Origin of the sequence: Janthinobacterium sp. UMAB-60 (genome assembly GCF_900095235.1) — a bacterium.
Taxonomy (GTDB): Bacteria; Pseudomonadota; Gammaproteobacteria; order Burkholderiales; family Burkholderiaceae_D; genus Janthinobacterium.
Window position 1 is genome coordinate 331,228 of record NZ_LT607482.1, and the last position, 20,083, is coordinate 351,310.

General features: G+C 62.6%; 15 protein-coding genes. 5 read left to right on the top strand and 10 right to left on the bottom strand.

Going from position 1 to position 20,083, the window contains the following annotated elements:
* Window position 1 precedes the first annotated feature (1 nt).
* The gene (locus tag K0F86_RS01515; protein ID WP_219132623.1) at window positions 2-1,318 is read right to left on the bottom strand and encodes a hypothetical protein; all 1,317 of its coding nucleotides are present in this window, start codon (window positions 1,316-1,318) and stop codon (window positions 2-4) included.
* 100 nt (window positions 1,319-1,418) lie between these two features.
* On the opposite strand from K0F86_RS01515, the gene K0F86_RS01520 reads away from it, so the two are divergent.
* Window positions 1,419-1,571 carry a hypothetical protein gene (locus K0F86_RS01520; RefSeq protein WP_165829550.1) on the top strand — a complete coding sequence of 51 codons (153 nt, stop codon included), beginning with the start codon at window positions 1,419-1,421 and terminating at the stop codon, window positions 1,569-1,571.
* A gap of 7 nt (window positions 1,572-1,578) precedes the next feature.
* Here the strand turns inward: K0F86_RS01520 and K0F86_RS01525 are convergent, their stop codons facing one another.
* Window positions 1,579-3,942 carry a DNA polymerase II gene (locus K0F86_RS01525; RefSeq protein ID WP_219132624.1) on the bottom strand — a complete coding sequence of 788 codons (2,364 nt, stop codon included), beginning with the start codon at window positions 3,940-3,942 and terminating at the stop codon, window positions 1,579-1,581.
* Between the two features lie 133 nt (window positions 3,943-4,075).
* Between K0F86_RS01525 and K0F86_RS01530 the strand changes: the two genes are divergently transcribed.
* Window positions 4,076-5,755, top strand: a complete 1,680-nt coding sequence (locus K0F86_RS01530; RefSeq protein ID WP_219132625.1) for an AMP-binding protein — start codon at window positions 4,076-4,078, stop codon at window positions 5,753-5,755.
* A gap of 75 nt (window positions 5,756-5,830) precedes the next feature.
* Here the strand turns inward: K0F86_RS01530 and K0F86_RS01535 are convergent, their stop codons facing one another.
* The 8 genes from K0F86_RS01535 to hutC form a co-directional block, all read right to left on the bottom strand.
* Window positions 5,831-6,811 carry a choice-of-anchor A family protein gene (locus K0F86_RS01535; protein WP_219132626.1) on the bottom strand — a complete coding sequence of 327 codons (981 nt, stop codon included), beginning with the start codon at window positions 6,809-6,811 and terminating at the stop codon, window positions 5,831-5,833.
* A gap of 195 nt (window positions 6,812-7,006) precedes the next feature.
* The gene (locus tag K0F86_RS01540; RefSeq protein WP_219132627.1) at window positions 7,007-8,731 is read right to left on the bottom strand and encodes a glycosyltransferase family 39 protein; all 1,725 of its coding nucleotides are present in this window, start codon (window positions 8,729-8,731) and stop codon (window positions 7,007-7,009) included.
* Window positions 8,732-8,883: 152 nt separating this feature from the next.
* Window positions 8,884-9,153 carry a type B 50S ribosomal protein L31 gene (locus K0F86_RS01545; protein WP_010401544.1) on the bottom strand — a complete coding sequence of 90 codons (270 nt, stop codon included), beginning with the start codon at window positions 9,151-9,153 and terminating at the stop codon, window positions 8,884-8,886.
* 293 nt (window positions 9,154-9,446) lie between these two features.
* A complete protein-coding gene (gene rho, locus K0F86_RS01550) occupies window positions 9,447-10,709 on the bottom strand; it encodes a transcription termination factor Rho (protein WP_034746249.1) in 1,263 nt (420 codons plus the stop codon).
* 156 nt (window positions 10,710-10,865) lie between these two features.
* A complete protein-coding gene (gene trxA, locus K0F86_RS01555; RefSeq protein WP_219132628.1) occupies window positions 10,866-11,192 on the bottom strand; it encodes a thioredoxin TrxA in 327 nt (108 codons plus the stop codon).
* 302 nt (window positions 11,193-11,494) lie between these two features.
* On the bottom strand, window positions 11,495-11,953 hold the full coding sequence (locus tag K0F86_RS01560) for a response regulator (protein WP_219132629.1): 459 nt from the start codon (window positions 11,951-11,953) through the stop codon (window positions 11,495-11,497).
* Window positions 11,954-12,025: 72 nt separating this feature from the next.
* Window positions 12,026-15,349 carry a PAS domain-containing hybrid sensor histidine kinase/response regulator gene (locus K0F86_RS01565; RefSeq protein WP_219132630.1) on the bottom strand — a complete coding sequence of 1,108 codons (3,324 nt, stop codon included), beginning with the start codon at window positions 15,347-15,349 and terminating at the stop codon, window positions 12,026-12,028.
* 330 nt (window positions 15,350-15,679) lie between these two features.
* On the bottom strand, window positions 15,680-16,399 hold the full coding sequence (hutC, locus tag K0F86_RS01570) for a histidine utilization repressor (RefSeq protein WP_219132631.1): 720 nt from the start codon (window positions 16,397-16,399) through the stop codon (window positions 15,680-15,682).
* A gap of 181 nt (window positions 16,400-16,580) precedes the next feature.
* Between hutC and ada the strand changes: the two genes are divergently transcribed.
* The 3 genes from ada to K0F86_RS01585 all read left to right on the top strand — a co-directional run bounded on the left by ada (window position 16,581) and on the right by K0F86_RS01585 (window position 20,079).
* Complete coding sequence (ada, locus tag K0F86_RS01575) at window positions 16,581-17,642, top strand: bifunctional DNA-binding transcriptional regulator/O6-methylguanine-DNA methyltransferase Ada (RefSeq protein ID WP_219132632.1); 1,062 nt, start codon at window positions 16,581-16,583, stop codon at window positions 17,640-17,642.
* A complete protein-coding gene (locus tag K0F86_RS01580) occupies window positions 17,639-18,328 on the top strand; it encodes a 2OG-Fe(II) oxygenase (RefSeq protein WP_219132633.1) in 690 nt (229 codons plus the stop codon). The genes ada and K0F86_RS01580 overlap by 4 nt, the downstream gene beginning before the upstream one ends.
* Before the next feature lie 74 nt (window positions 18,329-18,402).
* Window positions 18,403-20,079: a mechanosensitive ion channel family protein gene (locus tag K0F86_RS01585; protein WP_219132634.1), complete on the top strand. Its 1,677-nt coding sequence runs from the start codon at window positions 18,403-18,405 to the stop codon at window positions 20,077-20,079.
* The last annotated feature ends 4 nt before the right edge of the window (window positions 20,080-20,083 follow it).

Here is a 20,083-nt window from a genome sequence, read left to right on the forward strand (position 1 = left end):
CTCAGTTGTGAACCGAGTTCAGCTGGCGCGCGATGATGTCGTGGTTGAGCCAGATGACGGGCGCTGGCGGTTCCGACATGGTGTGGAACATCAGCGGGCCCGTGCCTTCCAGCACCAGCGAGCTCAGGTGGTCGGTGATCAGTTCCTTGCGCTCCTTGTGCAGCTTGGTGATGTCGTCCGAGGTACCGATCATGACGTCGGCCAGTTCTGGCGTGTTGTCCATCGGCCAGGCGGCGAAGTTGCGGAACTGCACGCTGGTGGCGTCGCCGTTGTAGGTGGCGATACGGTCGAGCAAGTCTTGCAGCGAGACGCCGTCTTCCAGCAAGCCCTGGCAGATTTTCCATTGCTCTTCGGCCCAGGCGCCGCCGCCTTCTTTTTTCAGCGCGTCGAGCAGGGGGAACAAGGACAGTTCCACGCCGACGAAAATGTCGGACGAATTCGTGCGGATTTCCGGGCAGTTGAAGACGGTGGCCTTGATGCCTTTTTCCCACGCGGCCTTGGCCACGTTTTCCAGGCGCATCTTGGCCAGGCCCTGCGTGTAGTTGCTGTAGGTTTGCCACTGGTACTTGCCGTCGATCAAGATCTCGGTGCCGTGGTAGCCGTAGGCGCTGTAGCGCACCTGGCCGCCCGTTTGCTCGATGCGGGCGCGGATGGCGGCGCTGCCGTCGATCAGGTGTTGCAGGGTGTTGGCCGTGACTTCGTCGAAGTTCATCAGGATCAATTTACCCAGGTCGCTGTCGAGCAGGGCGCGCGAGGACATGAAGCGCTCGCCGCGGCCTTTGTAGATGCGGTTGGCGATGGCCAGGAAGACTTTGACTTTCGGAATGCCGCCCGCCATGGTGTGGGCGAAATACACATTGCTGGCGTCAGGAATCAGGCTGTCCAGCTCGGCCATGGCCTTCGCCACGGAAGCGCTGAAGCGGGCGATGCCGGCTTCGCGGCAGCGTTCGATCTGCGCCCAGTCCAGCTTGTCTTCTTGCCAGCTTTTCAGGGTCATGTCGGCCAGCAGGGCCGTCGGCGTCGGTTCGCCGGCTGGCGCGTCGAGGTCGAAACCGGCCATCAGCGGCACATTGATGATGCGGCCGCCCAGGTTGGCTTCGGCTTCGGCCAGTTCTTCCGCGTTCAATGGGCGCAGCGCCATGTTTTCATCGCGGCGGCCCACCGTCATGCCGACGATATTCATGCCCGCCTTGCGCGCTTCGTCCAGCAAGCCATTCACATAGCCGCGGCCGAACAGCTCGCCAAACAGCACAAAGGTGTCGCCCTTGCGGAAGATATTTTTTTGCGGGATGTCTCTTAAGGACGTAATCTCGGTCATGGTGTCAATTCATTCAAAAATTAGCAAGGCAGATGGCTGGTGCGACTGCCCGCTGGTTCAACATAGTGTTAAATGATGCGCCATTTCAGCCGGGGAAATCATGTTGCGAACGATTCTCGTCTGGAATGGCATCTTCTTCATGCAGCTCTTATTCTTTCGCCATGGCGTATTTTACGCTGCCCCGGCGCACAGCGCCTGCGGACTGGCCTGGCAGGCGCCGATATTACCTCAGCTTGGCCATGCCGGTCAGTAAAATTGACCTAAAACAAATCCTGCTGCCCGGACACGAGGCGCGAAAAGTCGTCGCCCAGGAAAGGCAGGATCGCGTCGGCCACCGGCTGCAGCTGGCGCGTCAGGTAGTGATGGTAGTCGATGGGCGAGCGCTGCGTTTCCAGCGGTTCCGGCCCCGCCACCGTGATGACATAGCTGATCCAGCCGCCGTTCTGGTATTGCAGCGGCCGGCCCTGCGCCAGATTGTAGGCGTCGGCCGTGCGCGCCGCGCGCACATGGGGCGGCACGTTGCGCTGGTAATCGCCGAGCGGGCGGCGCAAGCGCTTGCGATAGACCAATAAAGCGTCGCATTCGCCGCGCACGGTGCGCGCCACGTAGTCGCGCACATAATCCTGGTAGGCGGCGCGCTGGAAGATGCGCCGGTATAACTCTTGCTGGAATTGCTGCGCCAGCGGCGTCCAATCGCTGCGCACCGTTTCCAGGCCCTTGTAGACCATCTGTTCGCTGCCGTCCGGCTTGCCCACCAGGCCCGCATAGCGCTTCTTGCTGCCTTCTTCCGAGCCGCGGATGGTGGGCATCAGGAAACGCCGGTAATGCGTCTCGAATTCCAGCTCCAGCGCATTGGCGAGGCTGAATTCCTCGCGCAGATGGGCATCCCACCAGGCGTTGACGTGCGTCACCAGGGCGCGGCCGATCTTGCCCGCCTCTTCATCCGTATGCGCCGTTTTCAGCCACACGAAGGTGGAGTCCGTGTCGCCATAGATCACCTGATAACCCTGTTCTGTGATCAGCTCGCGCGTGCGGTGCATGATGTCGTGGCCACGCAGGGTGATCGACGAGGCCAGGCGCGGATCGAAGAAGCGGCAACCGCTCGATCCCAGCACGCCATAAAACGCATTCATGATGATTTTTAACGCTTGCGACAGCGGTGCGTTGCGTTCGCGCTTGGCCGTCTCGCGCCCTTGCCACACCTGTTGCACGATGGCGGGCAGACAGTGTTTGACGCGCGAAAACTGCGCGCCCCGGTAGCCGGGCACGGTATCGGCTTCGTCGCCGCTGGTGCCCACCACCAGGCCCACCGGATCGATGAGGAAAGTGCGGATGATGGACGGGTACAGGCTTTTGTAGTCGAGCACCAGCACGGAATCGTACAGGCCCGACTGGGAATCCATGACGAAGCCGCCCGGGCTGTTTTCGCCGGAGATATCGCCCAGGTTGGGCGCCACATAACCCTGCCGGTGCATCAGCGGCAAGTACAAATGTTCGAAGGCGGCCACGGAGCCGCCGCTGCGGTCGGCCGCCAGGCCCGTCACGCTGGCCCGTTCCAGCAAGAAGGTCAGCAATTCGGTCTTGGCGAAGATGCGCGTGACCAGTTCGCAGTCCTTGAGGTTGTAGCGCGCCAGTGCGGGTTTATCCTCACGGAAACGCCGGTCGATCTCGGCCATGCGCTGGTAGGGATTGTCGATGGACTTGCCTTCGCCCAACAGCGTTTGCGCCACGTTTTCCAGGCTGAAAGAGGAAAAATTCCACGTCGCCGATTTTAATGCTTCGATGCCGTCGATGATCAGGCGTCCCGCCGCGGCGGCAAAATAGTGTTCCTGCTTGCCGCCATGCTCGCGCCATTCCATCACGGCGCCGCCGCGTCCCAGCCGCAAGGGAATTTGATAGCGCTCGGCATGTTCCTTGAGCACGCGCAAGTCGAACTGCACCAGGTTCCAGCCGATGATGGCGTCGGGGTCGTGGCGTTCCATCCACGTGTTCAGGCGTTCGAGGATTTGTGCGCGCGTGTCGCAGTATTCGAGGTCGAAGTCGAGTGTCTCGTCGCCGCCGTTTTGCGGCCCCAGCATGTAGACCTGGCGCTGGCCGCAGCCTTCCAGGGCCAGCGAATACAGCTCGCCGTGCGCCGTCGTCTCGATATCGAGCGATGCCAGTTTTAATGTGGGGCGGTAGCCGGGTGACGGCCTCAGCTGCACTTCCTGCCCGGTTTCTCCGCTGAACGTTACCGGCGCCGTAATGAAACGCTCCATCAGATAGCGCTCGGGCGGGCGGATGTCGGCTTCGTACACATCGATGCCGTGCGCGCGCAGCTGCTTTTCCAGCTTCAGCAAATGCCGGTATTGCTTGCAGTACAGCCCCAGCACGGGGCGCTGGTGAAAATCGCACAGCGACAGGGGCCGCAACTCGGCGTGGCGCTCGCCGCGCAGCAACAGCTCCGCCTGCTCGCGCTGCTCCATGGGAAGGAAGGCGACGGCCGTCTGCACGGGCAGGCGCACGTGGCGTGGCCCGGCGTCTGTTGCCAGCCAGAAATCGACCTCCGTGCCGTCACGCGTGTCGCGCCAGTGGCGGGTCAAAATAAAGCCCTGTTCGGGCGGATGCTGCGCGTTGCCTGTCATGGTGCCGTGAGTGTCTGGTGTGCTGGCCTGCACATTACAGCAAGCCGATGCAGGGCGGGGGCGGTTGCGGCTATAATTTTCTGCATCGAAGACGATAACAAGAGCGCGTCGCGCCACACACCCTGGAGATAGCATGCAAGCAATGAGTTATGTACATGGCGCCCACGAGACGCCGTTGATCGGCGAAACGATAGGCGCTTACCTGGACGGCGTCGCCGCCCGCTACGGCCAGCACGATGCCCTGATCGTGGCGCACCAGAACGTGCGCTGGACGTATCTGGAATTCCAGCGGCGCGTGCACCGGCTGGCCGCAGGCTTGCTGAAGCTGGGCTTGCAGCCGGGCGACCGGATCGGCATCTGGTCGCAAAACTGTGCCGAATGGGTGCTGACCCAGTTTGCCACGGCGAAAGCCGGTTTGATCATGGTCAACATCAACCCCGCTTACCGGCGTTCGGAACTCGAATACGTGCTCGACAAGGTGCAATGCAGCGCGCTGATCCTGTCGCCCAGCTTCAAGTCCAGCGATTACCTGGCCATCGTGCAGGACGTGGTGCCGGAAATCGCCCGTTCGCACGCGGGCGCCCTGCAATCGCCACGCCTGCCGCAATTGCGCCACGTCATCCGCCTGGGCACGGCCGCCACGCCAGGCATGCATAACTTCGACGCGGTAATGGACGGCATCACGGACGCCGACCTGGCGCGCCTGGAAGAAGTGAGCGCTGGCTTGCAGTTTGACGACGCCGTCAACATTCAGTTCACTTCCGGCACCACGGGCGCGCCGAAGGGCGCCACCTTGACGCACCACAATATCCTGAACAACGGCTTTTTCATCGGCGAAGCCATGCGCCTGACGCAGCAGGACCGCTTGTGCATTCCCGTGCCCCTGTACCACTGTTTCGGCATGGTCCTGGGCAACCTGGCGTGCGTCACGCATGGCGCGGCCATGGTGTTCCCGGGCGAAGGTTTCGATCCGAAGGCCGTGCTGGAAACCGTGCAGGCCGAGCGCTGCACGGCGCTGCATGGCGTGCCCACCATGTTCATCGCCATCCTCGACCATCCTGATTTCAAACAATACGATTTGTCGAACTTGCGCACCGGCATCATGGCCGGCTCACCCTGCCCGATGGAAGTCATGACGAGGGTCATCGAATTGATGCACATGGCGGAAATCACGATTGCGTATGGCATGACGGAAACATCGCCCGTCAGCTTCCAGACGTCGATCGAAGACCCGCGCGAGATGCGCGTCTCGTCCATCGGCCGCGTCCATCCGCACCTGGAAGTGAAAATCGTCGATGCGGAAGGCCGGATCGTGCCGCGCGGCGAAAAGGGCGAGTTGCTCACGCGCGGTTATTCCGTGATGCAGGGCTACTGGGGCGACCCGGAAAAAACAGCCGAAGCTATCGACACGGCGCGCTGGATGCACACGGGCGACCTGGCCGTCATCGACGAGAACGGCTTTTGCAGCATCGTCGGCCGCTCGAAAGACATGGTGATACGCGGTGGCGAAAACATCTATCCGCGCGAAGTCGAGGAATTCCTGTACCGCCACCCGAGCGTGCTCGATGTGCAATGCGTGGGCGTGCCCGATGCCAAGTATGGCGAGGAGTTGTGCGCCTGCATCATCCTGCGGCCGGGCACGCAGGCCACCAGCGAGGATATCCGCGCTTTTTGCGACGGGCAGATCGCGTATTACAAGATTCCCCGCTATGTGCGCTTCGTCGAGGAATTCCCCATGACGGTGACGGGCAAGATCCAGAAATATTTGTTGCGCCAGCAAGTCGCGACGGATCTGGGGCTGAGCGCGGACTAAGCTTTTCGCCAGCACATAAAAAAACACCGGGACGCTGGCGCGGCCCGGTGTTTTTTTATTGATTCAGCGTAAAGCTCAGGCCAGTTGCGCTTGCGGCGCGCGCGCTGGCGTGCGGCGGCGTACGAAGGCGAGCAAGCCCAGGCCGGCCAGCAGCATGGCCCAGGTGCCTGGTTCCGGTACGGCCGACACGTTGACCGTGTTGAAGCCGGAGCCGTTCATCGAGACGTGGCCATAATTGATCGAGCTGACCGAATTGGCGATCAGGGTGCCGTTCATATTGCCCGAACCCGAGAAAGCGCTGTTCGGCGCCAGGATGCTGCCGTTGATGCCGACGTTCTGCAGGCTGGTGGTGGTGGCGTTGGCGAAGTTGAACAGCGTGCGATCGGCGAAACTGGCGAAATTGTCGAAGCCGCCGCTCATGGTGATTTTGGTGGCCGTGCCGTTGATGATGATGCTGGCCGTGCTTTTCAGCGACGATACGTCCAGGATCAGGTTATGCAGGTTGTCCGCATCGATCGTGAAGACATTCACGTCGGCGTTGACGTCGCCCACCAGCTTGAAGCCGCCGTATTGGGAGATCACGGTGCCGTTCGATTGCAGCTTGGCCACGTCGCCCGACAGGGTCGTCAGTTGCTGCTGGGCAGCTGCAAAGTCCAGGGTGGAGGCATTGCCCTTGCTGAAGGTGCCCGTTGGGTACCACGATGGCGCTGTCACGCTGCCGTTGGCATTGCTCACGCCGTAGACGCCCGTGCCGTTGATGCTGCCGCCGCCGATGTTCAGGTTGCTACCGGCAACCAGCGTGTTGGCGGCGCTGCCCGGCTTCTTGTTCGTGCCGACGCTGTAGCCGTCCAGGTAGATACTGCCGCCAGCGGCCAGGCTGCCGCTGACGCTGGTGAAGCCGCTGGCGTTGCTGCTGCCGATGTTGCCGAAGATGAAGGCCGAGTAGCCGTTGGCGACGCCGAGGTCAATCACGGTCGCCTGGGCCGAGGCGCTGAAGGAAAAAGCGAACAGGGCGGCGCTGATGAGCGGCAAGGTGCGTGAGGCAAAAAATGTCATAAATATTCTCTAGTAATAGGGACGGAAGGGCGGGAAAGCAAGTACACCGCCATCGCGCTGGCCGACATTATAATATAAAAAACAATTGTCGTTCATTTTAGCTAATTGACTATACTTAAAGGCAACATTTTGTATGTTCTTAACGCTGCTCTGGCGGGCAAGAAAAAACCGGGACATGCCCGGTTTTTTCGTGTGTTACCTGACGCGCTGGTACAGGCGGAAGCGCTCCACGTTGTCGGTGGGGCGGCGGCCCTCCCATAGCTTGATCCAGTCCGCGCCGTGATGCTCGGGCAGCTGTTCCTTGCTGTCAGGAACCTTGATGCTGTCTTGCAACAAGAACACATCGCATTGCTGCTGCTCCACGCCGGCAAACGGCAGGTGGCCGTAGTAGGCGAACGAGGCGCGCTGGGCGGCGCCGACGTTGCTGTTGATGCACTTGCTGCCTGGCGGCAGGTGGATGGAAATCTGGTGCGCCACGCTGGCGTAGCTCTTGCTGTAGTTCAGCGGCGGCAGGAACAGCGTCATGATCAGGACCCAGATCAGGATCAGGCCGCCGGACGACAGCACCACGGCGCGCCACAGCACGGCAGGCTGGCGCGAGATGCGCCAGTGCACCAGGGCGATCCAGCCAGCCGTGACGCCAGCGGCCACGAAGAAGGCCACCAGTTCCAGCTCGGGCTTGAATCCTGGCACGAGTTTCAGTGCATTGTGGGCCTGTTGCGGCGGCCAGCCCGTCAGGATGGCGAACCAGAACAGCCACAGCACGAGGGCGCAGATGGTCAGCACCATCACGGAGAACCAGTCGATGGCGTTGATGGCGCCCCGTTTCATGGTCAGCAGGCCGAACGCGGCCATCACGGCCAGCGGCGGCAGCAGGGGCAGCAGCTGGCTCGGTTCGGGATCGGGGTGGCACAGGCCCAGGATGGCGAGCATGGCGACAAAGGTCAGCGGCACGACGATGTGCAGCACGTGGTGCTGGCGACGCCAGGCATACACGGCCCAGGCGGCGAATGGCCAGGCGGGCCAGAAGAACCAGATGCCGACACGCAAGAAATATTGCAGGCTTTTCAGGCTCGGGGCGCTGAACTGGCGGCCATTCCACTCCATCCATGCCTGCAGCGGCGAATGGCCGTATGGTTGCAGCAGTTCGCCCGGCAACAGCCAGACCAGGGCCAGTGCGATGGCCACGAGCACGGCCAGCGCCAGGTGGCGCACGCTGCGCAGCAGCGGCAGGCGCAGGAAGACGGTGCACAGCAGCAGGGCCATGCTCAGCGCCGCCGGCGTGATCCAGCCGCGCGTGAGGGTCAGGCCGCCCAGTGCCAGGCCCAGCAGCGCGGCATTGCGCATGGACGGGCCTTCCACATAGCGCACGGCGCGGTACAGCAAATAGGCCATCAGCGACACATGCAGCGCTTCGGCCGTGATGTCGTGGCTGTGCTGCAGCAAGCCCAGGCAGCCCAGGTAGATCAGCACGGCGGCATCGGCCAGGGTGCGGCCGAAATCGTCCGGCTCGGGCTGGCCGCCGAAGGCCAGGCGCAGCGGCTGGGCGTCATTGCGGCGGCCCAGGTTGAAGGCGGTGTACCAGACGGACAGGGTGCTGACGACGAAGATGCCGATGGTCGACATGCGCGCGCCGAAGACGTCGCCGTCGATCCAGCCGAACAGTTTGATGAAAATGGCGCCCAGCCAGAAGGCCAGCGGGCCTTCATCCGGCAGCGACAAGCCGGCCACGTTGGGCCATAGCCAGTCGTTCAGGCCGCCATGTGCCATGGTCCACATGATGCCGAAACTGGCGGCATCATCGTTCTTCCACGGTTCGCGGCCGATCAGGCCAGGCAGGATGTACAGCAGGCCAAGCGCAAACAAGGCCCATCGTGGCAGCGCGAGTGTGGCAGCGGCGGGAAGGCGGACTGGCTTCATCGATAATCGGTATCAGAATAGTGGCAAGACGCGACGAATGGCGTCGGGTATGCGCGAGTATAAAGTAAAGCGGCCAAAGACAAAAAAGGCAGCCGTGGCTGCCTTTTTTCTGGGAGCCGAAGCTGCCCTTTTTTGCCGCCAAGCGGCAAAAATCAGCCTGCTGCGACTGCGGTTTTCGAACCAACAGTACCGAACTTCTGACGGAACTTCTCGACGCGACCAGCGGTATCGACGATTTTGTGCTTGCCCGTGAAGAATGGGTGCGATTCAGCCGAAACCTCGATCTTCACCAGTGGGTATTCTTTACCGTCGTGGGTGATTTTTTCGCGGGTTTGGATGGTCGAGCGGGTAACGAATTTGAAATCGCACGACAGATCGTGGAAAACAACTTCGCGGTATTCTGGATGGGTATCGACTTTCATGGGATTCTCTCTAAGTAGGTAGCCAAACAGCACTTCGTCGGTCGTCTTGCTTCTTGACCCGATTGCCGATCACTTGCCAGGGTTTAAAATAATGCAACCGTCGATTATATAGCGCTTTCGGACTGCAGGCAATAAAAAAGCCGCTCAATGAGCGGCTTGGGCCGGTAGTACATTGATATGTGCCACCGAGGGGAGGGAAACCGTAGCGAGCAGGCCCGATATACGGCCGAGTAGCGCAGCTGTACGAAGGTACAGCGAGCAACACAGGCCGTAGAGCGGGACGCGCAGTAGGTTTACCCTCCTCGGCGCATCATGTCGAAGAATTCGGCGTTGTTCTTCGTGGCTTTCATCTTGTCCAGAATGAACTCCATCGCCTCGATCTCGTCCATCGAGTACAGCAACTTGCGCAGGATCCAGATTTTTTGCAGTTCGTTCGGCTTGATCAGCAGTTCTTCGCGGCGGGTACCCGATTTGTTCAGGTTAATTGCCGGATAGACGCGTTTTTCAGCCAGACGGCGTTCCAGATGCACTTCCATGTTGCCGGTACCCTTGAATTCTTCAAAGATCACGTCATCCATGCGCGAACCCGTTTCGATCAGCGCCGTGGCGATGATGGTCAGCGAACCGCCTTCTTCGATATTGCGCGCGGCGCCGAAGAAGCGTTTTGGACGTTGCAGCGCGTTCGCGTCGACACCACCGGTCAGGACCTTGCCCGAGGCAGGGATGACGGTGTTGTAGGCACGCGCCAGACGGGTGATCGAGTCGAGCAGGATCACCACGTCTTTTTTCATTTCGACCAGGCGCTTGGCTTTTTCCAGCACCATCTCGGCCACTTGCACGTGGCGCGTGGCCGGCTCGTCGAAGGTCGAGGCGACGACTTCACCGCGCACGGAGCGTTGCATTTCGGTCACTTCTTCCGGACGTTCGTCGATCAGCAGCACGATCAGCGTGATATCCGGGTGATTGGCCGTGATCGCATGCGCGATGTGCTGCAGGATCACGGATTTACCGGATTTCGGCGATGCCACCAGCAAGCCGCGCTGGCCTTTGCCGATCGGGGCGATCAGGTCGATGATGCGGCCGGTGATGTTTTCCTGGCCATTCATTTCACGTTCCAGGCGCAGCGGCTCGTTCGGATGCAGCGGCGTCAGGTTTTCAAACAGGATGCGGTGTTTCGACATCTCCGGCGATTCGCCGTTGACCTTGTCGACTTTGACCAATGCGAAATAGCGTTCGCCATCTTTCGGGGTCCGTACCTCGCCCTCGATCGAATCGCCGGTGTGCAGATTGAAGCGGCGGATTTGCGAAGGGGAGATGTAAATGTCGTCGGTGGACGCCATGTAGCTGGCGTCAGGCGAGCGCAGGAAGCCGAAGCCGTCTGGCAGCACTTCCAGGGCGCCGTCGCCAAAAATCTGTTCGCCGGACTTGGCGCGTTTTTTCAGGATAGCGAACATCAGCTCCTGTTTGCGCAAGCGGGCTGCGTTGTCAATGTCAAGACCGATCGCCATCTCAAGCAGGGCGGATACGTGTAGGGCCTTTAGTTCGGATAAATGCATATGTGTTGAGTGTCCCGAGACGGGATGTAAAGGTAGGGGAGGGGACTGCGTGGCGTTGATTAATCAGTGGGGAAGGCTGTGCACGAATGAGGGCAAAGCTGCTTCCCGGACGTTCCAGTCAGGCGGCGCTGCGGGCGCAGCGCTGCCTATCATACATTAAATGTTGCTGTCGACGAAAGCGGTCAACTGGCCCTTGGCCATGGCGCCCACTTTTTGAGCAGCTGCAGCACCATCCTTGAACAGGATCAGGGTCGGAATGCCGCGGATGCCGAACTTGGCAGGCACTGCCTGGTTGGCGTCCACGTCCATCTTGGCGATCACGATGCGGCCGGCGTATTCCTTGGCCACTTCTTCCAGGATCGGGGCGATGGCCTTGCAGGGACCGCACCACTCAGCCCAGAAGTCCACCAGGACGGGCAAGTCGGATTTCAGGACGTCTGCTTCAAAAGATGCATCGCTAATGTGTTTGATATTTTCGCTCATATTTTCCTCAAATGAGGGTGGGATCAATAATGCCTGGGATTAACCATACGCTGGTTCGCCATCCATGCTTCCTGGAATGCAGCTAGCAGATGGGGGCAATGGGCACAAATTCAATATTCTTGGAAGGTGCGACCAGAGGTATGCAGGCGGGGATGGCTGAAATAATAACCCATTTTTTCAAAGCGTGGCGATTATTGCAGAAAAACTTGAGGCATATCGCCACCGCGCGTGCCGGCAGGGCGGCAAAGCCGCATGCCTGCTGGTCCGCAGCGCCGTGCCCGCCCCGTGACCATCCTCCGCGTTCAGGCCTGTACGCTGGCCTGGCGGGCCGTGTGTTGCAGTTGCAAGTTCACCATGAGCTGCAATTCCGCGCTTTCCATCGGCTTGCGGAAGGTGCCTAATATATGCAGACCATTGGCCATGGCCAGGCGTTCGGCCGCCAGGCGCACGGCCGAATGCAGGCCCGACAGCAGGACCACGCCGCCGCGGAAGCCATTCTCCGCCGCCATGCGCAAAAATTCGATGCCGTCGATGTCAGGCATGGACAGGTCGCAGATCAGCAGGTCGGGCTGGTGCTGCTTCAGGGTCGCCAGCGCCTGTTCGCTGTGCGATTCGCAGCGGATGTCGAACGGGCCCATTTGTTCGAGCATGTCGCTGAGCACGTCGAGCATGAAGACATCGTCGTCCAGCAGCAGCACGCGCAACGGCGCCAGGCCTGCTTCGTTGTGTTCCCGGCTTGCTTGGTTTGATACAGTATTCATCGTCCGTCTTCCTATTCATATGCTGCATCGTTGTCGATGCCGATACCTTGCCGTAAGGTGATTTGGCGGTAGCTAATCGTCATTGGCAAAGCTGGTGTTATTCATGATTTGTTCGGTAATCAGTTCCAGCAGGGGCCACAGGCGCGCCACGATGCGTTGTGCCCGCTCAGCCTCGTCGGCCGGTTCGCCCGGCGCCAGGGTTTCCAGGTTGTGGCACAGTTCGGCCAGCCCCAGGGCCCCCACGGTGCGCGCCGACGACTTGATGCGGTGCCCCAGTTCGCGTACCTGGTGCACGTCGCCGCGCGCCAGGGCCGCATCGATGTCGCCAAAGCCATCCTGCGTGGTCTGCAGGAACTTGAAGGCAAATTTGCGCACTTTTTCCGGGTTGTAACCCAGCAACTTGGCCAGGATGGACAGGTCGATCACTTGCGGGTCGCCGGCCAGGGTGGTCTTGAAGGCGGGCGCGGCGCGACTGCGCGCGGGCGGCGGCGGTGTCTCGCGCGCCGGCAGCCAGCTGGCGATGGTCTGGTACATCATGGCCGGCTGGATCGGCTTGGAAATGAAATCGTCCATGCCCGCCTCCAGGCAGCGCACGCGGTCTTCACTGGTGGCCGTGGCCGTCATGGCCAGCACGCGCAGATGCGCCAGCTGCGGGTCGGCGCGGATGTGGCGCGTCGCCTGCAAGCCATCCATCAGCGGCATCTGCACGTCCATCAGCACGCAGTCGAACTGCGTCTGGCGCAGCAGGTCGAGCGCCTCTTCGCCATTGTTGGCCAGACAGACGGCGGCGCCCGCTTCTTCCAGCAATTCCAGCGCCACTTGCTGGTTGAAGGTGTTGTCTTCCACCAGCAGGATGCGCGCATGCTTGAGCGTGCGCAGGACCAGGGCGGCGTCGGCGCTGGCGCGCATGGCCGCTGCCGTCTGCGCCATGCTGTCGAGCATGGCCGGCGCCGCCTGGTCGGAAATGCCCAGGTTGGCCGTGAACCAGAAGGTGCTGCCGGCGCCGGGACGGCTGTCGACGCCCACGTCGCCACCCATCAGCTGGGCCAGCTGCTTGCAGATGGCCAGGCCCAGGCCCGTGCCGCCATATTCGCGTGTGGTGGAGGTGTCGGCTTGCTGGAAGGACTGGAACAGTTTACTCATTTCATCCTGCGACAGGCCGATGCCGTGGTCGCACACTTCGAAGCGCACCAGGCAGTGCCTGGCGTCCGCCACCACCTTGCGCACTTTCACGGTAATGCTGCCCTGTTCGCTGAACTTGATGGCGTTATTGGCGTAGTTGATCAGTACTTGCCCCAGGCGCAGCGGGTCGCCCACCAGCACAGCCGGCAATTGCGGGTCGATCTCGAACAGCAGTTCCAGGTTCTTGCCGGCGGCGCGCGGCGCCACCACCGTCATCAGGGTTTGCACCACGTGGTCGAAACTGAAATTGACGCGCTCGATTTCCAGCTTGCCCGCCTCGATTTTCGAGATGTCGAGGATATCGTCGATGATGCCCAGCAAATGCTCGCCGGCGAAGCGGATTTTTTCCAGGTAATCGCGCTGGCGCGGTTCCAGGTCTGTTTTGAGGGCCAGATACGCCATGCCGATCACGCCATTCATCGGCGTGCGGATTTCATGGCTCATGTTGGCCAGGAATTGGCCCTTCGCCAGGCTCGCTTCCTCTGCCACCTGCTTGGCCTGGTCCAGCTGTTCCGTGCGCTGCGCCACGCGCTCTTCCAGGTGTTCATTGAGTTCGCGCAAGGCGCTCTCGCTGCGCTTGTGATACGTGATGTCCGTCAGACTGGCCACCACCATGCCCACCTTGCCGTATTCATCGCGGATGGCCTCGGTATTCACGGACAGCCACGACAGGCTGCCATCGGGCTGCTGCACGCCCATCAGCACGTCGCGCATGGCGACACCCGTCGACAGGGTGATGTGCACGGGATGGCTGCGCTGGTCGAAGGCGGAGCCGTCTTCGCGGATGGCTTGCCACAGGCTGCGGTTGGTCTGATTGGCCGCCAGCATGCGCTCGGCGGCGGCGTTGCTTTCCAGGATGTGGCCGTGGCTGTCCTGCACCACCAGGCCATTCGTCACGGCGCCGAACACGGAGGCCATGCGCTGGCTGGAATTCGACAGGGCGATCGATGCCTGGCGCCGTTCCGTGATGTCGGTAATCATCGCCAGCGTGCCGCCCGGCTCGCCATTGTCCGACTGGATACTGGTGCTCGACAGCAAGCCCCACAGGCTGGACAAGTCCTTGCGGAAGAAGCGGAAGTCAACCTGGTCCGGCTGGCTGGCGAAGCTGCCGTGGCTGGCCAGGCGCCGCTGCATCAGCAACTGGCTGTCGCGGTCCATGAAGTCGAGCATGGGACGACCCAGCATTTCCTGCACCGTATAGCCCAGCATGTGCGCCATCTTCGGGTTGACGAACGTGGTTTTGCCGTCCGCATCCGTCATCCAGATGCCTTCGGCCGCCGTCTGCACGATCAGGCGGTAGCGTTCCGAACTGGCGTGCAAGGCTTCTTCGGCGCGCTGGCGCTGCGTCATGTCGCGCAGCGAGACGATGGAAAACACTTGCCCGGCCATGCGCAGCGGCGACAGGCTGACCTTGGCGGGGAAGTGCGTGCCGTCGCGGCGCCGCGCCATCATCACCCGGCCCGGCAGGCTGTGCCGCGCTTGCGGGTCGACCACGGAGTGGTTGGCCGTGCTTTCCGGCACCAGTTGTTCCAGTGACATGCCCGTCAATTCGGCCAGCGGATAGCCGAAACAGCGCGCGCCGATCTGGTTGGCGTAATGCACCTTGCCCTCGACGTCGGCCACCAGCATGGCTTCGGGCGCCGCTTCCAGCATGGAACGCATGCGCGATTGCTCGTCCTGCTTGCGTTCGCTGATATCGCAGACGATGCCGCTGGCGTGGGTGGCGGCCCCATCCGAGGCGCGTGCCAGCACGGCGCCGCGCGCCAGCAGCCAGCGCCAGTGGCCGTCGCTGTGGCGCAAACGGAATTCGCAATTGAAGGTGCCGTGCGCCTGGCCATCCAGATGTTGTCGAAATGTAAGACTCAGGCGCGCGCGGTCGTCGCGGTGCACTTCGGCCAGCCAGTCGGCCAGTGTATGGTCGAGCCTGGCGCTCTTGTCGCCCAGCACGTCCTGGTACTGGGGCGCGAACTGCAGGCGGTCGGACTGGCGCCGCCAGATCCAGCCAGTCAGGGCCGCGCCGCGCAAGGCTTGCCCGGCATTCTGTTCGCTCAGGGCATGTGCGGGCAGGAGCAGGTGGCGCAGTTGTTGCCGCAGCCGCCAGGCTTGCCAGCAAGCCAGTCCCGCCAGGGCGGTGGCGCTGGCGGCGGCGTACGGCCACAGCAGTGTCGGCGCCATGCCATGTACCGCCGCCTGCACCGGCAGCGAGAGTGTCATGCCTGCCGCCAGTATCATGCGAGCGAGCCGGCGCAGCGCAGGGCGCCGTCGGCGTGGTGCGCTGAAACTCGTGTGGCTGCAATACGACAAATGCATCCCTTTCTGGGGCGTGATTGGGCTGGGCTGGCAGTGCATGCTGCGCGCTCAAATAAACGCCTGCGGCGCTTTCTGGCGGCAACTATAGCATCGAATATTTAGTCGCAGTAGTTAAGTTCTGAAACAGCCAGAACGGGATTTTTTTTGCCCCGGAATGGCTGTTTTTTTTGTGATTTGGTGAGAATTCGTGAGAAAGTTGGCGCAAAATCGTGCTACTCAATCGAGGCGATAGCCTCAGGTGAAACTTCCGGCGAACTGATAGCGGTGTCCGGGATGCCACATGGTGGCGATCGAGGCGATCTTGCCGCCCGAGCGCGTCTGGCGGCGCAGCACCAGGCATGGCTGTTTGGTGTCGATGGCCAGCATTTCGGCGATGTCGCGCGGCGCCGACAGCGCTTCGATGCTGTAGGTGGCGCCTTGCAGGGGGGCGGCGGCCATCAGGTATTCGTTCGGCGTGATGCTGGAAAAATCCTGCGTCATGTAGTCGGGCGCGCACTCGGGATTGACCCAGCGGTCTTCCACCTGGATCGGCACGCCGTTTTCAAAATGCACGATCAGCGAATGAAACAGCGGGTGCTCGGGCGGCAAGCCGAATTGCTTGGCCAGCAAATCGGAGGCCTTGGTGCGTTCGAGTAATTGCAAGCTGCTGCGGTGGATATGCCCGCGCGCGCGCACTTCATCGGCGATACTCTTGATTTCCAACAAGGTCGCCTGGTATTTTTGCTGCGCCACATAGGTGCCGGAACCCTGGCGCCGCGTCAGTATCTGCTCGCTGGTCAGTTCGCGCACGGCGCGGTTGACCGTCATGCGCGAGACGCCGAATTGTTTCACCAATGCCTGCTCGGAGGGAATCACGTCGCCTTCCTTCCAGCGCCCGGCGGCGATGCCGGCCAGCAGAAAATCCTTGATGCGCTGGAAAATGGGCGTATTTTCCTGGGTAGTATGATCGTCCAATGCGGTTTCTCCGGGGCGCGGGCAGGGCGCGCCGCCGGCTGGAGGCGCGATGGCCGATTTTAGCACCGAGCACGCTGCCCGCCGCCAGCCTTTTTTTGAATTCAAAAGCAAGCGCCGGAGTGTGGCGCGCGCGGGTGCTGGCTATGCTGGTGACTTACCCTTGACTTGCACGGAGTTCGCCATGGAATACGCTTACCTGACTGACGATGCACGCTGGGACGCCCTGCAGCGGCGCGCGCCCGACGCCGACGGCGTCTTTTATTACTCGGTACGCACGACGGGCGTGTATTGCCGCCCTTCCTGCGCGGCGCGTCCCGCCTTGCGCCGCAACGTGGCTTTTCACGCCACGTGCGAAGAGGCGGAGGCGGCCGGTTTCCGCCCCTGCCTGCGTTGCAAACCAGACTTGCCGCCGCTGGCCCAGCGCCAGGCGGCCATCGTGGCCGATATCTGCCGCCTGATCGACGCCAGCGACGAGTTGCCAGACCTGGACAGCCTGGCGCATGCGGCCGGCATGAGCCGCTTTCACTTCCACCGCGTCTTCAAGGCGCACACGGGCATCACGCCGAAAGCCTACGCGGCGGCGCGGCGCGGCGAGCGCCTGAAGGCCGGCTTGCAGGGTGCGGCGAACGTCACCGAGACCCTGTACGCGGCCGGTTTCAATTCCAGCGGCCGCCTGTATGCGGCCACGCCGGGCCTGCTGGGCATGACGCCGGGCGCATTCCGTGCCGGCGGCAGCGGCGCCGTGATCCGCTTCGCCATCGGCGCCTGTTCGCTGGGCGCCATCCTCGTGGCTAGCACGGACAAGGGCATCTGCGCGATTTTGATCGACGACGACCCGGAAGTGCTGCTGCGCGACTTGCAGGACCGCTTTCCGCAAGCCGAACTGCGTGGCGCGGAAGGGGACTATGAACAGACGGTGGCGCAGGTGGTGGGCCTGGTCGAGGCGCCAGCGATCGGCCTGGACTTGCCGCTCGACGTGCGCGGCACGGTGTTCCAGCAGCGCGTGTGGCAAGCGTTGCGCGAGATTCCCGCCGGCAGCACGGTCAGCTATGCCGAGCTGGCCCACCGCATCGGCGCCCCGAACGGTGCGCGGGCCGTGGCGGGTGCCTGCGCCGCCAATGCCCTGGCCGTCGCCATCCCCTGTCACCGCGTGGTGCGCAACGATGGCGCCTTGTCCGGCTACCGCTGGGGCGTGGAGCGCAAGCAGGCGCTGCTCGAGCGCGAGCGCGAGGGTGAACGGTGAGGGCGCTGGACTGGCCGCAGATCGAGGATGCGCTGAATCAATACGGCTGCGCCGTCGTGCCGCGCTTGCTCAATCCTGCGCAGTGCGCCGCGCTGGCGGCGCAGTACGACGATGCGTCGCGCTTTCGCAGCAGGGTGGTGATGCAGCGCCATGGTTTTGGGCAGGGCGAGTACCAGTACTGGGCGTATCCGCTGCCCGACGTAGTCTCCGATCTGCGCACGCGCTTGTATTCGCCCCTGGCGGCGATCGCCAACCGCTGGCACGCCAGCATGGGGCTCGATAGCCGCTTCCCATTGGACCACGCGGACTTCCTCGCGCGCTGCCATGCGGCCGGGCAGACGCGGCCCACGCCCTTGCTGCTGCGCTACCGGGAAGGCGATTACAACTGCCTGCACCAGGATCTATATGGCGAGCACGTGTTTCCGCTGCAGCTGGCCGTGCTGCTGTCGCGCCCGCAAGACGATTTCACGGGCGGCGAATTCGTGCTGACGGAGCAGCGCCCGCGCATGCAGTCGCGCGCCGAGGTGGTGCCGCTGGCGCAGGGCGACGCCGTCCTCTTTCCCGTGGCGCAGCGCCCCGTCAACGGCACGCGCGGCAGCTACCGCGTCAACATGCGCCATGGCGTGTCGCGCCTGCGTTCGGGCATGCGCCACACCCTGGGCATCATTTTCCATGATGCGAGCTGAACGGTAGCTGCGGCGCTTGAGTTTCCGCAATTACATGGCATGATGGCTATTCTTGTCACTCTTTCATTTCTGCCATGTCCGCGTTGCTCCGCCTGTTGTGCCTGTTGACCATTTTCCTGCTGCCCGCAGCCCATGCGGACGATGGCGCATCCTCGCTCGTTGCGGAAGCCGCGACCGCCATCGCGCCGTCACAGGCCGCCACCGTCAAGACGGCGCCGCTGATGTTCGCCAACCGCAAGGTATTCGTCTTCCGCGCCGCGCTGGCCGGCTATCCGCCCGATGAACGGGCCATCGGCGCGCAGCGTCGCCTGGAAAGCGTGCTGGCGAAAAACGGTCCCTTGCAGGCGAGCACGCGCATGATTCCCGAAGGCACGCAAGTGCTGCTCGATGGCGTGCAACTGTTCGTCGTCGTGCCCGGCGACGTCAACCAGCTGGCCGGCGACACGACGGAAAGCGTGGCGAAAGCGGCCGCCGAGGAATTACGCAAGGCTGTGCTCGACTATCGCGAGCAGAGCAGCTGGCGCTACCTGTCGATCGCCGCCGCCGTGTGCGCGGCCGCCACGCTCGTGTTCTGGCTGGTGTGGATGGGTTTGACGCGTTTGTACCGCTGGGCCAAGCGCCGCAGCGGCATCCTGCTTGCTTCTCGCCTGCGCGACGTGCGCCTGAAAAACGTGCGCGTGCTCGACGCCGAACACTACATCGCCTTCGCGTATCAACTGCTGAGCGCCGTGCTGTGGGGCTTGCGCCTGATGGCCACCTATCTGTGGGCCGCCTTCGTGCTGGGCCGGCTGCCCTACACGCGCTCCTGGGGCGAAAGCCTGAGCGGCTATTTGTTCGACGTGGCGGCCGACGTCTTCCACGCCATCATCGGCGCCTTGCCGGGGCTGGTGCTGGTGTGCGTGATCTTCGCCATCGCGCGCCTGATCGCCGCCACGGCCGCCTCGCTGTTCAAGCGCGTGGAAAGCGGCGAATTGCAGATCGGCTGGCTCGACAAGGACACGGCCCTGCCCACGCGCCGCATCGCCAGCGTGGTGATCTGGCTGTTCGCGCTGGCCATGGCCTATCCCTATCTGCCCGGCTCGCACACGGCCGCCTTCCAGGGACTCTCCGTGCTGGTCGGTTTGATGGTGTCGATCGGTGCGTCGAGTATCGTCGGCCAGGGCGCCAGCGGCCTGATCCTGATGTACACGCGCGCCCTCCGCAAGGGAGAATATGTGCGCGTGGGCGACAGCGAGGGTACCGTGGTCGACGTGGGCATGTTCGAGACGCGCCTGCGCACGGGCCTGGGCGAGGAAGTTGCCTTGCCGAACGCGTGGGTCATGTCGCAAACGACGAAAAACTATTCACGCGCCCAGCCGGGCGGCGGCTTCGTGCTCGACTCCACCGTCACCATCGGCTACGCCACGCCTTGGCGGCAAGTGCACGCCATGCTGGAACTGGCCGCGTCGCGCACGACAGAACTGTCGACCACGCCGAAACCCTACGTGATGCAGCTGGCCTTGCAAGATTACTACGTGCAATACCGCCTCGTCGCCTACGCCAGCGCCGAAGTCCCGCGCCAGCGCGCCGAAGTGTTGAACCGCTTGCACCAGAACATCATCGACGTCTTCAACGAATTCGACGTGCAGATCACCTCGCCGCACTACATCGACGACCCGAAAGAATCGCACGTGGTGCCGCCCGGTGAATGGTTCAGGGCGCCGGCAAAGCGGGGGGAGGAATCAGGTCAAGTGGCGCCGCCCAAGCCCTGAGGGT